Origin of the sequence: Glaciimonas sp. CA11.2 (genome assembly GCF_034314045.1) — a bacterium.
Taxonomy (GTDB): domain Bacteria; phylum Pseudomonadota; class Gammaproteobacteria; order Burkholderiales; family Burkholderiaceae_D; genus Glaciimonas.
Map to the genome: position 1 here is coordinate 59,610 of NZ_JAVIWL010000001.1, position 21,074 is coordinate 80,683.

Sequence of the window (21,074 nt, forward strand, 5' to 3'; positions counted from 1 at the left end):
TGCGCAAACGCTTTCACTGACGTTGAACCGATACTGACTTTACTTAGTATTTGTAGCAACCAGTGCGTTGACGACCTCGCACTCCAAGATGCATGGTAAGTTCTGAAATCACTACTGCCATGACACAACAAAGAAACTAAAAATTCGGCTTTAAAAACCCACACAACAGAGTCAGTAATCGATATAGCGCAAATGGGTCAGCTACCATGTCGACAATGTCCGGTCGGCCATCAGGCAATACTCTACCTAACGGCATACTACGGCAGTAAAAAGACAGCGAATATATCGATAAATTTTACACTTTTGCAGTGCACAAAATTTATTTTTCTTTAAGCTCATGATTTATAAAGTAATTTTATCAGGCATAAAAAATGCTTATTCCTATATTAGATACAGATCTATTGAACCTCATTTAGGAATAACATGAAAAAAATTTTTGGATTTATCGCTGCCATATTGTTGGCATCGCCATTGGTACACGCAAGCCAGATCAGCGGTGTTGATGGATTTGGAAATCCTGTTGTTCCAGGTGCTACATCAACGATTACATTTGATGATCAATCGGATGCCACTTTCTCGTCCCTATCCACGGGTGGCGTAACCTTTTCAGGGGTGGGCGGGTCACTTCGCACTAATAACGACTACCACAGCAACTATAACGGAAGGGGTACCCGTTATCTGGATAACAACGCTGGTGCAACATCCAGCATCAAATTTGCATTTGCCGCACCCGTAAGTGCGTTTGCATTTAACTGGGGTGCATCCGATGATGTATGGACCCTTACTGCGTTTAATTCACTCAATGCGGCAATTGAATCTTTCGTCCTTCCGATTACCCACGGCTCGAATGCTGGAGACTATGTGGGATTGGCTGACGCCGACATCTCATATGCAACCTTAATCACGTCAACATCCTATGACTTCATATTCATAGACAACTTTACCGTTGCCGCCGGCGCTACAAATGTGCCAGAACCAACGTCGATCGCCCTGCTGGGACTTGGCCTGATGGGCTTCGCTGCAGCACGCCGCAAATCAGCAAAAAAATAATTTAATAGACCTTACTACATCATCAAAGCCCGCATCGAGCGGGCTTTTTTCATGATAAGCGGACCCGATAGTCAAGACAGTTTTTCAACGAATTCAAGCTGCGCCCGCTTCTTCCTCTGATGCAGAAAGCTGCTGCGTATTTATCCTCCCGAAGTAGTTGAACAATCAGTACAGAACAAACAAGCGGATGTACGAATTGTCACGTCGATCACACAAGATGTTGATTCTATTGAACGCTGGAAACTTTCAGCGAGGCCGGTAACTTTCAGACATAGAAAAGCAAAAACGCAACATCTGATAGCGGATTAAGAGATACAATTTGCGCCGCTATGTTAGAGAAGTAATCAGCTTCATCGAGAACAACTACAGCCTCTCAAACCTTCTTCCTCGTTTTCACTTTTTCACGGATTTTCATGAACGCCTCCCATTGGTTGCCTAGTATGGCGCATGCGTTAATGTTGCCTCCGTTCAGCTTATTTCTTCTGATGGCAACTGGGCTTCTAATAGCACGATGGCAACCGCGCTTTGGGCGCTGGATTACCGCAGGAGCGGTCATAGCGTTGTTCTTTTTATGTACCGAAATCGGTGCAAATTTTTTGGTACTTCCACTGGAAAAGTTGACGACCCCGCTCGTATCGACTCAAACCAAAGCGCAAGCAATTGTAGTGCTCGCAGCTGGACGGCTTGAGCACGCAGAGGAATACGGACGCGCTGATATTCCCGACTATATTACACTCGCCCGATTACGCTATGCAGCCAGATTGCAGCATCAGACCAACTTGCCGATTCTGGTATCGGGGGGCAACGTGACCGCTTATAGTTCAGGAAAAGCAGATGCTATGGCAATCGCCTTGCGCGAAGATTTTCGCACTCCGGTTAAATGGATCGAGGGAATATCCAATACGACTGCCGAAAACGCGCTGTTTTCGGCCAAAATTCTGCGCCAGGATGGTGTTCAGCGAATATTGCTAGTGACCGATGCAATGCACATGCCGCGGGCGAAAATGATGTTTGAGCAAGCTGGTCTGGTAGTTGTCGCCGCACCCACTATGTTTTTCGGCCGAAGTAAATTTGACCGACTGTCTCTGCCCTCTTTGCTGCCCAGCGCCGAAGGCCTACGTCGTTCGTACTACGCAACTTACGAATGGCTTGGGCTGGTCTGGTATCTCAACTCGATGTGAACTAAATGATGACACTGCGCTGGAACTCGAAATGGTCGAAACGATTTTGTTGGGCGTTGGTGTACGCGACCCTGACAACGGCCATCGTAGTGATATTTTTCCTTGAAAAATTAAACGTCCCACCCCGAGAATTGTCTCCTTACATCACACATCGGGCATCCGGTCACAATCCCTTGATTACAAATGTGGGAAATTGGTTGGCCCAAACGTTGCTCGCAGCGGATCGAGGCAATCCCTTGCCGCCAATTCCAATCATGTGGCGAATTGGTGCGCAACATCGTGCACTACAACCTCTACCCTCGTCAGATTCAAACGCCGATAAGCTGGTCTCCACGCCAGCAGAATTTGTCGAAGCTCTCAAGCAGGCGCATGCCGGAGAGGTGATAACCCTGCTGCCGGGGCGATACCACTTCGACCATACGATCGCAATTAACCAGGTCGGTTCATCGACGGCACGAATCACAGTGCGCGCCGTGCGTCCGGATACGGTCTTTCTAGATTTTAAGATGGTTGAAGGCTTTAAGGTATCCGAACCATATTGGACATTTGAAAATCTGAATATTCGCGGTGTCTGCACACCCCAGACAGACTGTGAACATGCCTTCCATATCGTTGGGAATGCCACCTATTTTATTGCGCGTAACAATACGATTGTGGATTTCAACGCGCATTTTAAAATCAACGGCGAGGACCACCACTTTCCGGACAACGGACTCATTGACGGTAATACGCTAACGAATACAAGCGTGCGTCAGACCGATAATCCCGTGACACTGGTCGATCTGGTTGCCGCTAGTCATTGGCGCATTTCACACAACCTGATCACCGATTTCATGAAGGCTGACGGCAATCAGGTTAGCTATGGCGCTTTCGTTAAGGGCGGCGGCTCGGATAATCGTATCGAGCAAAATATTATAGTGTGCGAATATCTGCTACCCAGCTCGCCTGGTCAACGTGTCGGACTCTCTCTCGGTGGCGGCGGTACCGGACCACAATATTGCCGTGACGAGAGGTGTATTACGGAGCAGGATGGCAGCATTATTCAATCAAATCTGATTGCTTCATGTTCAGACGATGGTATCTATTTGAACCGTGCCGCAACGAGCAAAATACTTCACAACACCCTGATCGATACCGGTGGCATTTCGGTACATTTTGCTGAGAGCACCGCCGATATTCAAGGCAATCTGGTCGATGGTCTGATACGGACGCGAGATGGCGGGTTAATGCGCGCCACCGAAAATCTCACAACCAGTGCGACCAGTTTGTATCTTGGAAAACATCCTGCGCGCGATTTATTTTTGAATCCCATGGCCATGAATTTTTTATGGAAGGAAGAACTACCGGCGCGCCTGGTCTCTGATAAGACGATCAATGACCTGTGCGATGCACCCCAAACGGGTGGCCAGCGCTACGGCGCTTTTGAAAATTTTTCAGCATGTTTAACGCAATAAATATGGTTCACCAAAGCTTCATTATTTCTTGAGTTACACCAATGTGCCCAATTTTGTAGAATAAAAAATATGGCATAAAAATAAATAGAAACATGCTAAATTGATCCTCAGAAAGAAAATTTTCTCTCACCCGAATTAAACAAACAATAAGACGGTCGATTACTTTGAAAAACCTGTTTATCTGTGTTTCACAGGCAATTTTCGAGCGCAATAATGCTGCAACATTTCCCTCTGGAAAAATGATTTCCTGCATGACAGCAGATAGTTCAAATAAATTTTAATGTGGAGTTGGCTATGAGCGTAGTTGCAGTGGTTGGTCTGGGATATGTGGGACTACCATTGGCGGTAGAATTCGGTAAAAAACGGAAGACCATCGGATTTGATCTCTCCAGCCGCAAGATCACAAGTTATGCACGTTGCATTGATCCAACCGGTGAAGTCTCGACGGAGGAATTACGCGCAGCGAGACACTTAAGTGTGACAGTCGATTCATCTCAATTGTCGGAAGCAGATTTCATTATTATTTCAGTACCGACACCAGTTGATATTGCGCATAATCCCGACTTCACGCCGCTCAAAGCCGCTAGTCAAACAGTTGGGCGCCACATGAAGCGTGGTGTGATCGTTGTCTATGAATCCACCGTCTATCCCGGTGCCACAGAGGAGGTCTGTGTTCCCATTCTGGAAAAGTATTCGGGGCTGAAATGGAAGCAAGACTTTCACGTCGGTTTTTCACCGGAACGAATTAACCCCGGCGACAAAGAACATACGCTGACCACCATTTTAAAAGTGGTATCGGGGGATGATCTCGATACGCTGGAACAGGTTGCAGAACTTTACGAATCAATCATCACCGCAGGGGTCCATCGCGCCTCTAGTATCAAAGTCGCCGAAGCGGCAAAGGTGATCGAAAATACCCAGCGCGATCTGAATATTGCACTGATGAATGAACTTGCCATCATATTTGACAAAATCGGCATCGACACGCTGGAAGTACTGGAGGCGGCAGGAACAAAATGGAATTTCTTACCCTTCCGACCAGGCCTTGTCGGTGGGCATTGCATCGGCGTCGATCCCTATTATCTGACACACAAGGCAGAGATGATTGGTTATCACCCTCAAGTAATATTAGCGGGTCGGCGGATCAATGATGGGATGGCAAAATTCGTTGCAGAGAAAACGGTGAAATCGATGATTGCGGCCGGCTTCCATATCAAGGGCTCAAAGGTCAACGTATTAGGACTGACGTTTAAAGAAAACTGCCCGGACATTCGTAACTCCAAGGTGGTTGATATCATTTTGGAGTTGCAGTCGTACGGGGTGGAAGTGCATGTTCACGATCCTGCTGCGTTAGCCGAAGATGCGCAACACGAATACGGCATCACATTGGAAACCTGGGAAAACCTACCGCCTGCCGATGCGATTGTAGCCGCTGTGTCACACAGGGAACTTTTATCCAAGTCGCTTACCGACATTCAATCCAAACTGAATGACAAAGGCTGTTTTATTGATGTGAAATCGCACTTCGATCACGTCGGATTGCGAGAGGCTGGCTTTACTGTCTGGCGATTGTAATAATTACCACTAAAAAAATGAAAAAATTTCAGGAAGTTAAGCAACATCTGGCAGCCCATCAATACCACTGGTTAATTACAGGCGTCGCAGGGTTTATCGGCTCCAATCTGCTGGAGGCATTGCTACGACTTAATCAGAAGGTCACTGGACTAGACAATTTTTCGACCGGTCATCAACATAATCTGGACCAGGTACGAGAGGCGGTCGGCGCAGATAAATGGCAGAATTTTGCATTCATGGAAGGGGACATACGCAAATTAGAGGACTGTGCGATTGCTTGCAAGGAGGTCGATTATGTTCTCCATCACGCCGCATTGGGTTCTGTCTCGCGCTCGATCGAAGACCCCATTTTGACTAACGCCAACAACGTCACCGGCTTCCTCAATATATTGGTTGCCTCTCGCGATGCATTGGTGAAACGCTTTGTCTATGCTGCGTCAAGCTCCACCTATGGTGATCACGCTGCTTTACCGAAGGTAGAGTCAGTCATCGGCAATCCTCTTTCGCCTTACGCTGCCACCAAATATGTCAATGAGTTGTACGCTAATGTCTTTGCCCGCTGCTATGGCATCGAAACAATCGGGTTACGCTACTTCAACATCTTTGGTCCAAGACAAGATCCGAACGGCGCTTATGCAGCCGTGATCCCACAGTGGATCGCTGCACTTATTAACAATCAGCCCCTGTATATCAACGGCGATGGCGAAACCAGTCGAGACTTCTGCTTTATCGAGAATGTGATTCAAGCCAATCTGCTTGCTGCGACAGCAGATAAGGACGCGGCCAATCAGGTGTACAACGTCGCCCTAAATGACCGTACCAGTCTGAATCAACTTCACGAAATGATGCGTTTACTACTACTGGAGAAATTTCCGCATCTGCACGAACATCGGCCTCAGTATGTCGGTTTTCGAGCAGGCGACATCAGAAACTCTCAGGCGGACATCACCAAGGCGAGAACGTTGCTCGGCTTTGAGCCAACACATCGCATAGGTGAAGGTCTCAAACAGGCAATGGCGTGGTACGTCCGTCACCTTGCGCCGACTATATAGCGTGACCGATATCGCCTCAACAGACAGGTGCACTTTGACAACGCATGCGCGCTTTGAAGATATGCCTTTGCCTTATCGAGATTTATTTGCCAAGGTACAGAGTGGCGTCGACGGCATTGACTTCTTCTCGACGTTGCCCTGGTTTGAGCATCTTGCGGAGACGGCGTTAAGTCATCGGCATCGCCTGCGACTTTATTGCATCGAGTCAGGCGTAGAACGTCTGCTGCTTCCGATGTGTCACAAGGTGAATCGAAATAGGTTTTTTGGCACGCGTCGACTGACCGCATTGGCCAATTACTATACCCCGCTATTTGGACCCGTGGGCATGCCATCTGACACGCAAACTGCCGAAATGCTAACCGCCCTCCTTCGCGCAGCGGCAAACGACAAGCCGCAGTGGGATACCATCGATCTGCATCCTCTCGATGTTGATGGCAAGACATTCGCCTGCCTTCTAGCCGGATTTCAGGCTGCAAGCATGCCAATACAGCGCTATTTTTGTTTTGGCAATTGGTATCTGGACGTTAATGGACGTGACTATCAGGCATATTTCAATGGCTTGTCATCCAAACTGCGCAACACCATAACGCGCAGATCAAGACGACTGGTGGATGCGAAGCGCTTGCGTATCGAAATTGTTTGCGACGACAAAGACATCGAAAAGAGCATCACTGATTATGAAGAAATTTACCGCTCCAGTTGGAAAGAGAATGAAGTTTTTCCTACATTTATTCCCGGTCTGATACGTTCATGCGCCAAACAAGGCGCGTTACGATTGGGGATCGCTTATGTCGACGATCAGCCAGCGGCAGCACAAATCTGGATCGTTCATCATCGCGTCGCATCAATTTATAAACTCGCCTATAACGAACGTTTTACCAAATTATCCATCGGCACAATATTGACAAGCAGGCTGATGCAACAGGTGATCGACATTGATAAGGTGCGGGAAGTAGACTATCTGACCGGAGATGATGCCTATAAGAAAGACTGGATGTCGCATCGACGAGAACGGTGGGGCATCATTGCTTTTAATCTACGGACTTTGCGAGGTGCCATGTCGGCCGCAGATCATTTTGGCCGGCGACGCATCAAGCAACTTTATAACGGAATAATTCACTGAATATCTACATGACGGCATGCGACCTTTTTCTTCCCCACTTCAAATACGCGTTTTCAGTTCAGCCTGATCAACGAAGAAGCGGGTGCAAAGTCGCTATTGAAGCGCGACCATTATGGAAAACCACAATTTGAAATAAACATACATCGCGCTAGCAGTGATATCTGCATTAATTCATCAGAATTTAATTCCCTCGATTATAAAAAATCCATATTTAACATAAACTCAGACTACAATATTCACACATTACTCTCCTCGAAAAACTGTGTTTCTCAAGTTCAATTATTTTCAACTATTACTTTTTCGATTCAGGACAAACATTGAGGACGAGTCTCATCAAACATCGAAGGCTGGATGACTATCTGACGCTTCAAATGCCCTGTATTCCTCCACTCGACAATCTCCGTTACTACGGGAAGTGTTTATTTGCGATTCCGGTCGTGCTGTCGATCCAGCAAACGAATACGTTCTCGGACTTATCTTCGGTGGTATTGAGGTTAACGAATTTCGTTAAGTACGTTTTTATGACGATGGTTTGCTTCGGGCTCTCGGATCTTCCGTTTCTCATAAAATGAAATCTCTTCGTAAAACAATCGCCATTCAGTTTTTTGCGTCAAACGGGGCGAATGTCATTAATTTTTTTCTAATCATCGTCCTGGCACGCGTCCTCACGCCGGCAGAAATCGGAATATTTTCAATGACATCAGTCGTTGTTAACTTCTCGCACGTTTTTCGCGATTTTGGCGTCACATCCTACATACGGCGAGCAAAGGTACTGACTCCCGAGATAATACGTTCTGCCACCGGCGTCTTAGTGACCTCATCATGGATGATTGCTACTTTGCTATATTTTGTCAGCAACTATGTCGCAGAATTTTTCAAACAACCTGGCGTCGGCGAGGTCATGCGGGTTCTCGCCATCGGATTTTACTTTATCCCCTTGGGGGCAATACCGCAAGCTGTTCTGGGACGCGAGTTCCAAGCTGAAAAATCAGCCCTTGTCTCATTGATCAGCACCCCTGTATACGTGTCGACCTCTCTGATTCTGGCCTATCACGGATTCAGCTACATGACTATGGCCTGGGCAAATCTGGCGAATATCATTGTCACCGGTTTGGTTTTCACCGTATTGCGTCCGAAAGGATTGCCATGGCTACCATCCTTTCGTGGCTGGCGTGCTGTTGCGCATTTTGGCATGGGAGCGATGCTTAGCTCCACGATCAGAGCCATAGACAATGCCGTTCCCGATATCGTGCTGGGAAGAATGAGCGGCCCCAAAAATGTTGGACTATTTAGCCGATCAAACTCAGTCGTCAACATCTTCAACACTATTGCCGGTCCGACGATTAATTACATGGCCCTGCCATATCTGGCCAAGACCCATCATGAGGGCCGCGACCTGGCGGTCGAGGTTGCCCGTGCGATAACCTTGCTAACCGGCCTCATATGGTCGGCGCTCGCGATAACTGCCTCACTGGCACCAGACCTCATTGCATTTTTGTACGGACCGGCCTGGGTGGAATGCGCACCGATCGTACCAATGCTCTGCATCGCGTGTGCTGTGCAGGCTACATTCGCTTTCATGCAACCGGCGCTAACAGGTATAGGGCGTCCTTACTGGAGCGCTTTTCCGATGGCAAGCAGTCTGATTGTCAAAATCATCTTGGTTCTGCTGATTTTTAAGAATGATCTGATTTCTTTTTCCTGGATCATCGTTGTTGCTGAGTTTTTTTCGATTCCCGGCTACCTTTATCTGGCCCGTCGCTACATCAACCTTTCCCCATCCGTCATCCTCAAATCAACTCGCGGCAGTTTGGCGATCTCCATCATCATGGTTCTGTGCGCAACATTAGCGGTACGATTGCTGAATGGTTATCAAACACCATTCGTTCGTCTGGTCATTACTTTGGCTTTCCTTACGCCTGCGTGGATCGGGGCAGTATTCTTTTTTAGGCATCCTTTGTCGGGTGAAATAAAAACGGCATATCACACCTTTTTCACCAAAATTAAAACGGTGCAAATTCGATAGAGTCAAATGAACTGCGTAGCTTCAAAGCACTTCGCCTATAAAAGCCACTCTTTGACAATCCCACTAGTCAATTCCCAGGCCGACAGTGGAGGCCGATCTACTAATATAAACGTGAGGTGCAGGTATCGATCTTGCCTCTCTTGGAGCTACTAAAAATGCAGCCGCTGATTCCTTCTTTTCAACTGCCGTCGGTGTCAGTTATTATTCCTGTTCGAAATGGCAAAGACTATATTCAGGAAGCGATCGATAGCGTGACCTGCCAAGTTTGGGGCGATGTCGAAATTCTGGTGATTGACGATGGCTCGGACGATTTCGCTTATGAAACGCTATGCGATCAGGATCCCCGCATTCGTGTCATTCGTCTGGATGGTCAAGGGGTGTCGAGTGCGCGGAATGCCGGGATGAAACTTGCAAAAGGAAAGTATTTTGCATTTCTCGATGCTGACGATATTTGGTTTCCTGGCAAGTTGGCAGCACAAATCAACCACTTCGAGCGTCACCCCGAAGTCGGTGTTGTCTTTGGCGAATTCATCCGCTGGCAGTGTGATCAAAGCGGCGTATTTACTCCAGCAGAAACACTTTCTTCAAATTGTTCAACGTTGAGGGGCATCGACCCGGTACGGTCAGGCTGGCTGTATACCCGACTATTAGGCGGCTTGCTTGTGGGAATGAATACAGCGGTAATTCGCCAAGATATTTACCGCCAGATTGGTGGCTTTAACGAGACCATGCGCATCGGAGAAGATTATGAATTCTGGCTGCGTGCTTCTCAAGTTGCCGAGATGCATTCTCTTGCCGGACCGGTGGCCTTGTACCGCATACATTCTGCAAGCGCCATGGGTCGGCTTGTCCCAGACAACCATTTGGCTAGCCTTTTGGAAACGGCGCGCGCACGTTGGGGCCTGTCCAATCCTGACGGCTCGCAACTATCCAAGCGGGAATTTAATCTGCGAGTCGCCATGACGCATTTTAGCCACGGCTATTCCCATTATTGGCGTGGCGACCCGGACATCGCTCGCACATCGTTCCTGAAAGCGTTTACCGGTGGTGCGCACAGGACCAAATCTCTCGTGTATTGCGCGCTTGCTGGCTTCAAATCCATAAAGAGCGGGAACGCTGACAAACAGCGTCCAGCGCCCCTACAACAGTCCAGTCTCTCGGGGATAGAAGCAAGTCCAATCAAAAGTATTTCCACCAAATCAGCGGCCAAAGCCAAGGCTCAAACTGAAAAGCCCGATAACCGCAACGGCGAGATGCCAATAGCGATGGGGACGCCTCTTTGGGCACGCATGGTATCTACCATAATATGCGGTGGACTAACCGGAAGCCCTGATCACGCCTTAACGATTTTCACCTTCCACAAGGTACCAGGCGAATCCGATACCGGATACCAGGGTGAATTTTCACTGCGTGACTTTCAAAGCCTGATCGCTATTCTGTTAGAAAATTTCAACATACTGCCCTTGGCCGAGGGCATCGAACGTCTCCAGCGCAAAGATCTCCCGCGCTTTGCTGCAGCAATCACCTTCGATGACGGTTATCCAAACTGGCTATCCGGCGTGGTCCCTGTTTTAGAAAAAAGCGCCATTCCGGCGACCTTCTTTATATCGACTTGCCAACTAGAGGGTCGGGCGCTCTGGTTCGAGCGGCTTTATAGTATTTTGAGATTAACCGAAACAGATCGCACCCCATTAATTGCACCTTTAATGGCACACGGCTTATATTTGGATCATAAAATGATCCAGGACGCCGATAATATCCTTAAGGCAATCAAATACCTACCAACTATCCAACGCGATAACGTCATTTCCTCCTGCGAGGCCGCGCTAAACCTCAAGCCAAATTATCCGCTGTTTACTACTCATGATTTGAAAGCACTGCAATCAAAGGGATTTGCCATCGGCGCCCACACCGTCAACCATCCCATTCTTGCATGTTGCACCGATGCAGACGCCCGCATCGAAATCGTACGCTCAAAGGAGATGCTGGAGGACGTCCTACGAGAACCGGTCAATCTTTTCTCATATCCGAATGGCGTTCCCGGTCGTGATATCAAGCCGAGCCATGTGCGCTTAGTGCAAGCGGCGAGATTTAAAGGTGCGGTGACGACGGCCTTAGGTGCAGCTTCGAATCACACCCCCATATTCCAGCTACCAAGATTTGACCCTTGGGCCAGAACGCCGCGTCGATTACTTATTCAGTATTTGATGACGTTGAATAGGCCATTCCCAATCATTGAGGAGACTCAGGATGCGCTGATGGTCGAATAAATAATCCCGCTCAGGATGGTTAAATGAAGTAGCCGTCGAAATATCGCAATACATCCGTTAGCAGTAAAAACAATTTTACCAAGTGAGATTTGTGATTACCAACAAGCAGTACGAAGTAACCGGTTTTCACAATAAAAGAGTGTCGATTCCAGGAGGACCTGTGGCGGTTAGCAATATTAAAAAATTACAAATCCATTTGCATGTAGCAATACCTACTAGCAAGGAAAACATGGATTTTCCGATTACCGCCCAAAGAAAAATAAAACGTGTGATTCGTAAAGCCTTTGACTGGACTGTATGGGCGGTCAGCAAAAAATTTCTATTCAAAGGTTATAACTATGCATCCCGAATCTATTGCAATCGGGGAGATATCGCGATCAAGCTCGCAATCAAAGAATTGTTGCAAGCACGTTTCCATGATTTTCAACTTGAGTTTGTAGAAAGCGAATGGGGACAACTCAGCGACGATGCGATCGAGAGAATCAATAGTTGTGCCTCTCTTTTTGTAATAGCAGGTGGCGGTTATTGGGTATTCAATAAAGAGAAGAAGTTAAGCCCTTCGTTCCTATCGGACGTTGATTATTTTCAAAAAATAACATGCCCGTTAGTTGTCTTCGGATCGGGGGTGAATTTCAATAACCCATCAGAACAATTTGATTTCGATATTAACAATACGCTCAGAGATGCTTTCACCAAGCTAGATGATCGGGTGGATTTGCTTGCAGTAAGATGTGAATTAACCTTCAATTTTCTACGCTCACTTGGCTTGAAAAAACCACGATTATTATGTGATCCTGCAGTTTTTTTGAAGGCTAACGATTCTCCATACCGGACTACGTCTGAGCATATTTCGATAGGTGTTAATCTCGCTTTTCATGGCCCCTTCGTGGAGGCGATTCTTAAAAAAAATCTACACATATATGTAGCGCTCCTTCAGTCTATTCAAAACAAATTCAAAGTGAAATTTTATTACCTTATTCATTCTGATGAAGAATTTTTGATCGTGAAATTACTCAAATTTTCAGGTATTAAAATTGACGTTATCGATGAGCATGGTGGCGACCTCGTGGACGCGTATGGAAATTTAGACGTTGTTTTATGTCAAATGATGCACTCTAATATTCTCAGTTTTAATGCTGGAGTGCCGACTCTGAATATCGCCTACGATTCTAAAAATTTTGGATTTAATAAATTAATTGGCATGGAGAGTTTTTGCGTAAGTGTTTACGATCTAAGTGAAGAAATTCTTTTTGAAAAAATGACAGATATCATTACCAATCGCGATGCCATTAAACTCAAGCTTGCCGCCAAAAAGAAAGAACTAGCACTTTCAATGGATTTATTTTTGAGCGATGTAAGAAATATGACGATTTCATATCGCAAGTTATGCTTGACGGAGAATGCTCAAAACGAGATTGTAGTTTGAATGGTTCAACGTACTTCACGCAAAAGCGTGTTTCTTTGGGCACGATACTGAAAATAATCCTGCGCTCTCAACATTACGCATTGGGGCGTATTGCGTCTAAAGCTTCCCACGCCAAGTCGGTAAGTTTTATTCGCAAAATCAGATTTGTGGCGTTGCGTCCCCATACCATTATCGATACAACGAATGCCGAGTGGACCCGCGTTCTTGGCCAATAAATAGAGCAGCAATCTCCCTGGCGAATACGATGAATAAGTCGGATCGTACACAGGAAACCAATAATGCAAAACGCCATTCGACATTAGTCCAAAGTGCGAACTAATAAAATGATTGCCCGCATATACTTTCGACAAGACACCTCGAAATTCCGTCCCCTGCGTTGCCTGCAAAAGACTCAAACATCTTTTTGTCCACGCATTTTCCAGACTGTTTGGGACGCCGGTTGAGAGATATTGAAGCCTTTTCATTTCGATTAAATAGTCTAGATCATTCACATCCGTTGAATGAAATTGTAAACTGAGCTCGCCTTTTTCTTTCGAAATTTTTTGTACACATCGCAACGTATCTTTAGCAAATTTCGGTACGATTTTTTCTCTTTCTTCCCAATATGCATCAAATCCATCAGGTAAAGAAATCGTTGTTCCCTCTCGAATGAAGGCAGTATCCAGACCCAAAGCAGACTGGGAAGCATGTAAATGATCGAATGAATACTGATGAATTCCTGAAACTTGCAACATCCTCGCAAGCTCGCCAGGTATTAATGCTTCTGATGTGATGATCCCATTATGATCGGATAAATGTAGCCCTATTCTTTCTGCCCTACCTAACAAAATATGTGTAAATTGAAATGGGAAAAATCCTACAGCGGAATCACGTCGCATTTTTACCGTGACAAAACATTTCCCACTTACTGCTTCAGCAACTGCCTGTGCAAAATAGGGAGAGAAAAACGGACTATGAAAAGCGCTGTTTTCTTGGGTAATCTTAAGCCATGCATTAAAGAGATGTTGAGGCAAATCCAGTATTGGAAATCGTCTAAAATAAATTCCTTTCAAACCATTTTCTCCTATTTTTTCGGAAGTCATAAAAGACCTATATGTTTGACGTCAACGTCGCCTGGCAATATACATATACCGACTAATATGATTAACAATCGTTACCAACAATCGGACGGAAGAAAAGAAAGGTAGCAAGTTGCGGAAACGAAATATGTCCACCGTTGCAGGTCCATTCGTTTTCGGGAAGGTGAATGCGCCCAAGGACGCGCGGCAACAACTGCGCGCGACGCGTGTCGGTAAGCCAGGGATCGCTCGAAAAAAGGGTGGAAAAGCCAATATCCTCAGCTATGTCGACCAGCGCTTTATTGTATGTGCCATGGGGAAAAGAAAGGCTGGCAGTTCCACCCTGCTCGAGAATCATGTCATGTGCCCTCTGCAAGTCGGCTTTGGGATCAAAAATTGCCGTTAGCGGTGCGTGAGTATGTCCGTGTGCCGCTAACGCCAATATGGCACGATCAAGATCGATGAGATCAGTGCGACGCATCATTTGTTGACCAAGGCCAAGGTCTTGGGAGTAACGGAAGAGTATGTCTAACCTGTTAGCAAGTGGACGCTGGGCAAGAGTAGCAGCCATGGCATGATTTCGCTGGGATCCTGCTTGTTCAGATAAGCGTAAATCAAGACCAAGTTCACGCGCCAAATCCAACGCGGACTGTGGTTCTGCGAACACCCGTACCAATGCATCTTGCCACCATTGCTCGCTTGATGACCCAAGGACCTCTGATGCAATAAAAACCACGCCTGAGAGGCCTCTGCGTTTAAGTTCTGGATAGGCATATTTGATAGTATCAAGCCAGCCATCATCAAAGGTGATCAGAGCCGCTCGGTCAGGTAGAAAGCGTCCAGTCTGCTTTGCCTCCTCCACATCGCGCAGACTAATGATTTGATAGTGTCGTTGAATAAAGTCCAGACATGCGGAAAACCCTTCAACAGAAAAGGTAAATTCTTTCTCCGCATGACGATAAGCGTCCGAGTCTCGCGGCAGCACGCGATGAAACATGAAGGTAGTCAGTGTCCGGGAGTTGCGAAAACGATGGAGCAATCCGAGTAATCCCAGATCATAGAGTGCCTTGCGTAGCACAAGCTTGACTAGACGTTTCACAGAAAATCGATTCATGATAAAGTTTTCAACACGGCAAAAGGGTCACACATTTTTTTCATCTGCCAACACCTCGCCATTTCGTCCGATGTCGGTTGCCACAATCGGCAAACCTTTATTTTTGGCCTCTTGCCTTGTTGGTAAAAGCAGCAATTTTTCAAGTCCGACTAATAAAGCGACCACAAAATAATACAAATCGTAATAAGCCAAGGCCAGAAATCCACCACCAACCGCAAATCCGACCATGCTGACCTGGCACATTGCAGCAAGATCAGATGCCCATTTCAGCCCTTCTTTCCCTTTGCAAAATGCAAGGATGCGAGTACCCGTGCGCCAGGAAAAGATCAACAGCAAAATAAAAAATATGAGTCCAATATATCCATGTTCGCCAAGCACCTGGAAATAAATACTATGGGCAGCATGATGGTTACGCGGATCAGGCGCGTAGATGAAAAACATTTTGGGTGTAAATATGCTAAAACCGCCACCCATAAAATTTTGTTTTGCAACATTTAATGCAAAATACCAGGCGTTGATACGGCCTAAAGAAGAGTCATCCGTTTTGTAGTCATCGATGGTCTGCATTCTTGCAAACCACTCCCCGGGCATCACCATAAATACGATGGTCGCGACCAAAACAAGGGCAATACCAGTTTTAAATTTCTGCTTACTCTTGATCCACAAGAAAAAAAACATTGCCGCCGCCGCAACCAGCGCCCCTCGAGAGTAGGACCCTGCTGCCGAAATAGCGGTCAATATGGCTACGCCGCCCATGCCCAACCGCATCCATCCCTTGGTAGCTTGAAGTTGCAGAAACCGCACAATCGGGAGAATAGCAATGAACGCCAAGGCTAAGGCGTTGTTATCGGCAATATAGCTGCCGTCTGGTCCATAGACGTGATAATTACCTCCGGAGACTAGCGTAAAAATTCCACCTTTCAGGCCGTAAAAGGCTACGGAGAGTCCCACTACCCAAGCCAATGCAATGATGTCCTTTTTGGATTTGATCACGATGATCGTAATCAAGGTCATGAAAAGGGTCTTCATAACACGGTTCCATTCAGTCCATACCAGATCAGGTTCCAAAGCAACAAAACTTGTCGCCGTCATCCAGACCATGAATAGAATTAATGTGACCGTCACCGGTGTCATTGATAATCGCCACTTGTCCTTTGAAAACACGAGAGCGATCAACGTAACCACTACGACAATTGCCGCAAACGGGAAGTCATAGGCTGCGCCATATGTTAGCCGGTGCGGGTTCATCAGGCTCAACCAGGTGAAGGTCAAAACGCCAATCATCGGGCTTTGAAACGTCCGCCACAGCAATATGAACACAACACCGAATAGGAGGTAGTCACGCATAAACCAGCATACTTTTAAATAACTTTGCTACGCGTACCGCGTTGGCATTCCATGTCAAGCCTTGGTCTGCAATCGTTCTACGCGCATTTCCTCCAACTTCGTGACGTAGTCCGATGTCGGCGCATAGACGTTCGATAGCGACAGGAAGTCCATCCGTATGGTCCGGGTCAAACAAAACAGCGTTATAGCCGTCAGTAAGTATCTCCGTTATATTTGGTTGATCCGGTCCAACAATAGCCTTGCCCAATGCCAGATATTCGAACAGTTTCAAGGGCGACGCATAAGCCACTACCGCAGGTTGTAATGCGATATCAAAGGCGGCAACATAGCGCGCAACCTGGTCACGATTGACAACGCCGGTAAAGGTGATGCGGTCGCTGATGTTCAGCATGGCCGCCTGATGCTCGAGCTGGGCGCGGGCCGGGCCGTCGCCGACGACTAACAAATGCCTGTTAGATGTTAAGGTGTCTTCTGCTCCTTCCCCACCAAGAGCGAGCATGGCAATTACTTTATCCAGCCCATGCCAGTCCCGTACGAATCCGGTGAAACCCAGCACCATTTTGTCCTGTAATCCGAGCGCTGTTTTAGCCACTTGCGGATCCATCGTCTGGTCGAATCGGTCGACGTTGATGCCGTTCGGTATCACGAGTATGCGACTGCGGTCCACGCCATATGATGCAACGATATCGGCCAGTACGCCAGTGACTGGCAATACATAATCTGCCCCGCGCCATACATAGGTTTGCGACCAGCGTGCCAGCCATTTTAGTGAAAGTCCATCATAATGTGCGCGCTCTTCAAAAATCGGCGCATTAATTTCGAGCAGCATGGGTAATCGATATTTGCGCTTGATCCAGATTCCAGACAGGAGTAGCAGGTTGTAGCGCTCATATAAACAATCAGGTTTATGCAGCCGTATAGCCTGCGCCAATTGGCGATACGCTACCAGTGAATACGCCAGTTCCATCAGTTCGTAGACAAACTTCGGTAGGTGACGCTTGAACCAGCTCATTAGTCCGCTATCAGCACCGAATGCATCCATTTTCGCGCTGAGCGGTGCGACGATAATCACCTCGTGCCCTAGCGCACGTAACGCACCGATCATTTCTTCGATGTGCACATTTTGGCCATCCATTGAGCGAGTTCGATGGTGATAGAGGATCTTCATATTTCGCCATTTCTGAGTATGTTGCGAAACAGTTTAAGTTGTCCTGCAGTGGTCTGATCCCAACTAAACTGCTCAGCATAACGGCGCGTAGCAGCACGGTTCGGATAGCCAGCTTGCAGTGCTCGCACTGCTGTTGCAACACCGGCCGCGGTACGATCACGCATTAACACACCAGCATCCGGGGAGGCGACGACTTCTGGTGTTCCCCACACATTGCTGGCAACTACGGGTGTGCCGCATGCCATCGATTCCAACAATACGTTAGCCCACCCTTCCCTGCTTGATGCTAAAACCAGGGCATCAGCAGCGCCATAGTAAGTTCGTAATTCAGCCTGTGGCAAAGGACCAAGAAACGTGACCCGCTCGGTAACCCCAAGATCTGCGGCAAGCGCTTGTAACCGCTGTAGTTCCGGACCCCGGCCGGCGATCATCAATCGGGCCTCTTTTAGCAATGGCAAAGACGCTATGACCAAGTCATGTCCTTTGACCGGTAACAAATTACCCACTGATAGTAATGTGAATTGATTCAGGCCAAGTACTTTGCGCGTCGCTTCACGATCTATCGGCTGAAACAGATTGAGATCCACCCCATTGCGTAAAGCCACGATACGATCTGCTTTCACACCGAGCGTCGTTATTTCTGCTTTTAACGCTTCGCATACTGTAATAACACCAGCAGCTTGATTTGCCGCCCACTGGATCATTTTGCGGGGTATTTGATGATGCGGAATCAGCGTAATGTCTGAACCGCGCGCCGTGATAACAACCGGCTTATTGAAATAACGGCCAAGCATCGCCGCAGCAACACCATCAGGATAAAAGTAATGCGCGTCTATCACATCAAAATCATACCCATCATCGATGATACGGGACAGTACAGGCTTCATCGCTTGGGCCATAAGATAAGGACCTACTGTCATACCTATCTTTGGTACTAGCAAATAGCGCGGGTGCGAGACATCAATACCAAACAATGTTTCCTGGTGAGGTACTTTGGCAAAATGGGCGTAGTTTCCGAAGCGTGGGTGCGAAAATGGAAACCACGGCACAGGGGCCACAACGCGCGCTACTACTTCACCACTGGCGACCAGATGGCGCAGACGAGTTTGCACAAATATACCGTGTTGCGGCCGTTCAGCATTCGGGAACAGCGTACTAAACGTCAGTAGTTTTATCACTTAATACCCATAATTACTTAACACCTTTATAGACCGCCGGACATCTCGGAGATTGTGAAATCACATGATCGACAATATGGTTAGTTCGCATGGTTTCTTTGTAGATAAGTGCAAAGATCAGGCAAGTTCCGAAGACAGAATCGCCACATCACTACTACTTTCTTTCAACACATTGCGCAGAAAGGAGGCAAACATCAGCAACGCCCACAGCGGAGTACTGTAGTCACGCCGTCCGGCAAGGTGTTGCTCAACCATCTTATTCAAAAATTGCATATCAAAAATTCCGGTATCAGCTAGAAGTGGTCCGAGTAAAGTCTCGCTTATAACCTCCCGAAGCGGGCCGCGAAACCAAGTTGCCAATGGGATAGAAAAACCCATTTTTTTTCGATATAAAATATCATCGGTAAGCGTTGCCTCCAGCGATTTCTTAAAAATATATTTACCCTCGTTGCCATTTAATTTCAGCGACGATGGCAGACTGGATACCCATTCCACAAAGGTATGATCAAGCAACGGCACGCGCACTTCGAGCGCATGCGCCATGCTGGCACGATCTACTTTAGTCAGAATATCCCCGGGCAAATAAGTCTTCAAATCCAGATACTGGAGCAACGATAACGGATCCTCGGTCGGTGCTTGCGCTGCATGACCACGCATGACTTCGATGGCTTGATAACCTTGAAGATCCTGACGGAATGGTTTGCTAAAGAGCTGCTTGCGAACTTGATCCGGCAGAATCGAGACCCCATGGAAGTAACCTTCCACCGCATCCTGCGCCAGTGCCTCAAAGGTGGTCTTGGCGCGCAGTACGCGCGGTGCCCAATCAGCCTTAGGATAGTGTTTTCCAAGAAAGCCAAAAACTGGTTTGCGCAGGCCCGTTGGCAGTAATGAACGCACACGCTGTTCGGCCATAGCATATTTATAACGTCGGTATCCGGCAAAATTTTCATCACCACCATCGCCCGACAGGGCTACCTTGACGCGCTGTCTGGCTAATTGGCAAACACGGTAGGTAGGAATCGCGGAACTATCGGCATAAGGTTCGTCGTAAAGATTGGCGAGTGTGTCGATAAGTCCGTAGTCATCTTTATTGACTGTCTCGGTAGTGTGTTGCGTTTGGAACTGCGCAGCAACTTGCGCCGCATAGTGCGATTCGTCATAGGCCAAATCGCTAAATCCAATCGAACAAGTAGTAACTGGCGTGTTAGTCAACTGCGCCATCATGGCGACTATCGCACTGGAATCAACACCACCCGATAGAAATCCACCAAGCGCCACGTCCGTGACCAAATGGACACTCACGGTTTCGCGCAGGCGTTCAATTAATTCTGCTTCCATCTCGGCTTGAGGCTGCGGTGCTGCCAATCTGAACGGGACGTCCCAATACTTACGCTGGTGCGGTATTGCATCGCCAGGTGACAACGTGATCGTGTGGCCTGGCTGAAGCTTGTGTACCGCCTTGAAAATCGTACGTGGCTCTGGTATATAACCGTAAGCAAAATAATCTTCTACCGCGCAGGGATCAATAGCGCGTGGTAACGAAGAAACCGCAAGCAAGGATTTCAATTCCGATCCAAATACAAACTGACCATCCGGTAACAATCCATAGAACAACGGTTTGATACCAAGCCGGTCACGGGCCACAAATAAAGTTTGTCGGTTTCTGTCCCATAACCCGAAAGCAAACATGCCGCGGAAATGTGTAACACAGGCTGCACCCCATTGCTCCCAGGCGTGCACAATAACCTCGGTATCGCAACGTGTGCGGAACACATGACCGAACGAGGTTAGTTCTGTCATCAGCTCTTTGAAGTTATAGATCATGCCGTTGAACGTCACGACCACGCTGCCATCTTCATTAAACAAAGGTTGCTGACCACTGGAAGGATCGACGATAGCCAAGCGACGGTGGCCAAGGCCGATCCCTGCTTCAACGTGATAGCCGCCCGCGTCCGGTCCGCGATGATGTTGTGTCTCGTTCATCCGCACGAGCAATGCACGGTCAATAATTCGTTTACCTGACGTATCAAAAATTCCCACTATTCCGCACAT

Annotated in this window: 15 protein-coding genes; 9 read left to right on the forward strand and 6 right to left on the reverse strand. The window is 47.4% G+C overall.

Annotated features, from left to right (window positions below; translation table 11 throughout):
• Positions 1-423 precede the first annotated feature (423 nt).
• The 9 genes from RGU75_RS00255 to RGU75_RS00295 all read left to right on the forward strand — a co-directional run bounded on the left by RGU75_RS00255 (position 424) and on the right by RGU75_RS00295 (position 13,157).
• Positions 424-1,050, forward strand: a complete 627-nt coding sequence (locus RGU75_RS00255) for a PEP-CTERM sorting domain-containing protein (protein ID WP_322232271.1) — start codon at positions 424-426, stop codon at positions 1,048-1,050.
• A 413-nt stretch (positions 1,051-1,463) separates the two neighbouring features.
• Positions 1,464-2,231: a YdcF family protein gene (locus RGU75_RS00260; RefSeq protein ID WP_322232272.1), complete on the forward strand. Its 768-nt coding sequence runs from the start codon at positions 1,464-1,466 to the stop codon at positions 2,229-2,231.
• A 5-nt stretch (positions 2,232-2,236) separates the two neighbouring features.
• A complete protein-coding gene (locus RGU75_RS00265) occupies positions 2,237-3,685 on the forward strand; it encodes a right-handed parallel beta-helix repeat-containing protein (protein WP_322232273.1) in 1,449 nt (482 codons plus the stop codon).
• Positions 3,686-3,979: 294 nt separating this feature from the next.
• Positions 3,980-5,260, forward strand: a complete 1,281-nt coding sequence (locus tag RGU75_RS00270; RefSeq protein ID WP_322232274.1) for a nucleotide sugar dehydrogenase — start codon at positions 3,980-3,982, stop codon at positions 5,258-5,260.
• A 17-nt stretch (positions 5,261-5,277) separates the two neighbouring features.
• A complete protein-coding gene (locus RGU75_RS00275; RefSeq protein WP_322232275.1) occupies positions 5,278-6,312 on the forward strand; it encodes an SDR family oxidoreductase in 1,035 nt (344 codons plus the stop codon).
• A 34-nt stretch (positions 6,313-6,346) separates the two neighbouring features.
• A complete protein-coding gene (locus tag RGU75_RS00280; protein ID WP_322232276.1) occupies positions 6,347-7,435 on the forward strand; it encodes a GNAT family N-acetyltransferase in 1,089 nt (362 codons plus the stop codon).
• 568 nt (positions 7,436-8,003) lie between these two features.
• Complete coding sequence (locus tag RGU75_RS00285) at positions 8,004-9,461, forward strand: oligosaccharide flippase family protein (protein ID WP_322232277.1); 1,458 nt, start codon at positions 8,004-8,006, stop codon at positions 9,459-9,461.
• A gap of 155 nt (positions 9,462-9,616) precedes the next feature.
• Positions 9,617-11,731 carry a glycosyltransferase gene (locus RGU75_RS00290; protein WP_322232278.1) on the forward strand — a complete coding sequence of 705 codons (2,115 nt, stop codon included), beginning with the start codon at positions 9,617-9,619 and terminating at the stop codon, positions 11,729-11,731.
• Between the two features lie 91 nt (positions 11,732-11,822).
• Positions 11,823-13,157 (forward strand): polysaccharide pyruvyl transferase family protein, encoded by a 1,335-nt coding sequence (locus RGU75_RS00295; protein ID WP_322232279.1) that lies wholly within the window; start codon positions 11,823-11,825, stop codon positions 13,155-13,157.
• A gap of 5 nt (positions 13,158-13,162) precedes the next feature.
• Here RGU75_RS00295 and RGU75_RS00300 read toward each other — a convergent pair whose 3' ends face one another.
• From RGU75_RS00300 to RGU75_RS00325, 6 genes are all read right to left on the reverse strand, one after another.
• The gene (locus RGU75_RS00300) at positions 13,163-14,239 is read right to left on the reverse strand and encodes a GNAT family N-acetyltransferase (RefSeq protein WP_322232280.1); all 1,077 of its coding nucleotides are present in this window, start codon (positions 14,237-14,239) and stop codon (positions 13,163-13,165) included.
• A gap of 61 nt (positions 14,240-14,300) precedes the next feature.
• Entirely contained in the window at positions 14,301-15,329 is a 1,029-nt protein-coding gene (locus RGU75_RS00305) for a polysaccharide deacetylase family protein (RefSeq protein ID WP_322232281.1), read from the reverse strand.
• 27 nt (positions 15,330-15,356) lie between these two features.
• Positions 15,357-16,676 (reverse strand): putative O-glycosylation ligase, exosortase A system-associated, encoded by a 1,320-nt coding sequence (locus tag RGU75_RS00310; protein WP_322232282.1) that lies wholly within the window; start codon positions 16,674-16,676, stop codon positions 15,357-15,359.
• Positions 16,669-17,844, reverse strand: coding sequence for a glycosyltransferase family 4 protein (locus RGU75_RS00315; protein WP_322232283.1), 1,176 nt, complete (start codon positions 17,842-17,844; stop codon positions 16,669-16,671). Before RGU75_RS00315 ends, RGU75_RS00310 begins: the two co-directional genes overlap by 8 nt.
• A complete protein-coding gene (locus RGU75_RS00320; protein WP_322240128.1) occupies positions 17,841-19,019 on the reverse strand; it encodes a glycosyltransferase family 4 protein in 1,179 nt (392 codons plus the stop codon). Before RGU75_RS00320 ends, RGU75_RS00315 begins: the two co-directional genes overlap by 4 nt.
• A 120-nt stretch (positions 19,020-19,139) precedes the next feature.
• Positions 19,140-21,074 carry an XrtA/PEP-CTERM system amidotransferase gene (locus tag RGU75_RS00325; protein WP_322232284.1) on the reverse strand — a complete coding sequence of 645 codons (1,935 nt, stop codon included), beginning with the start codon at positions 21,072-21,074 and terminating at the stop codon, positions 19,140-19,142.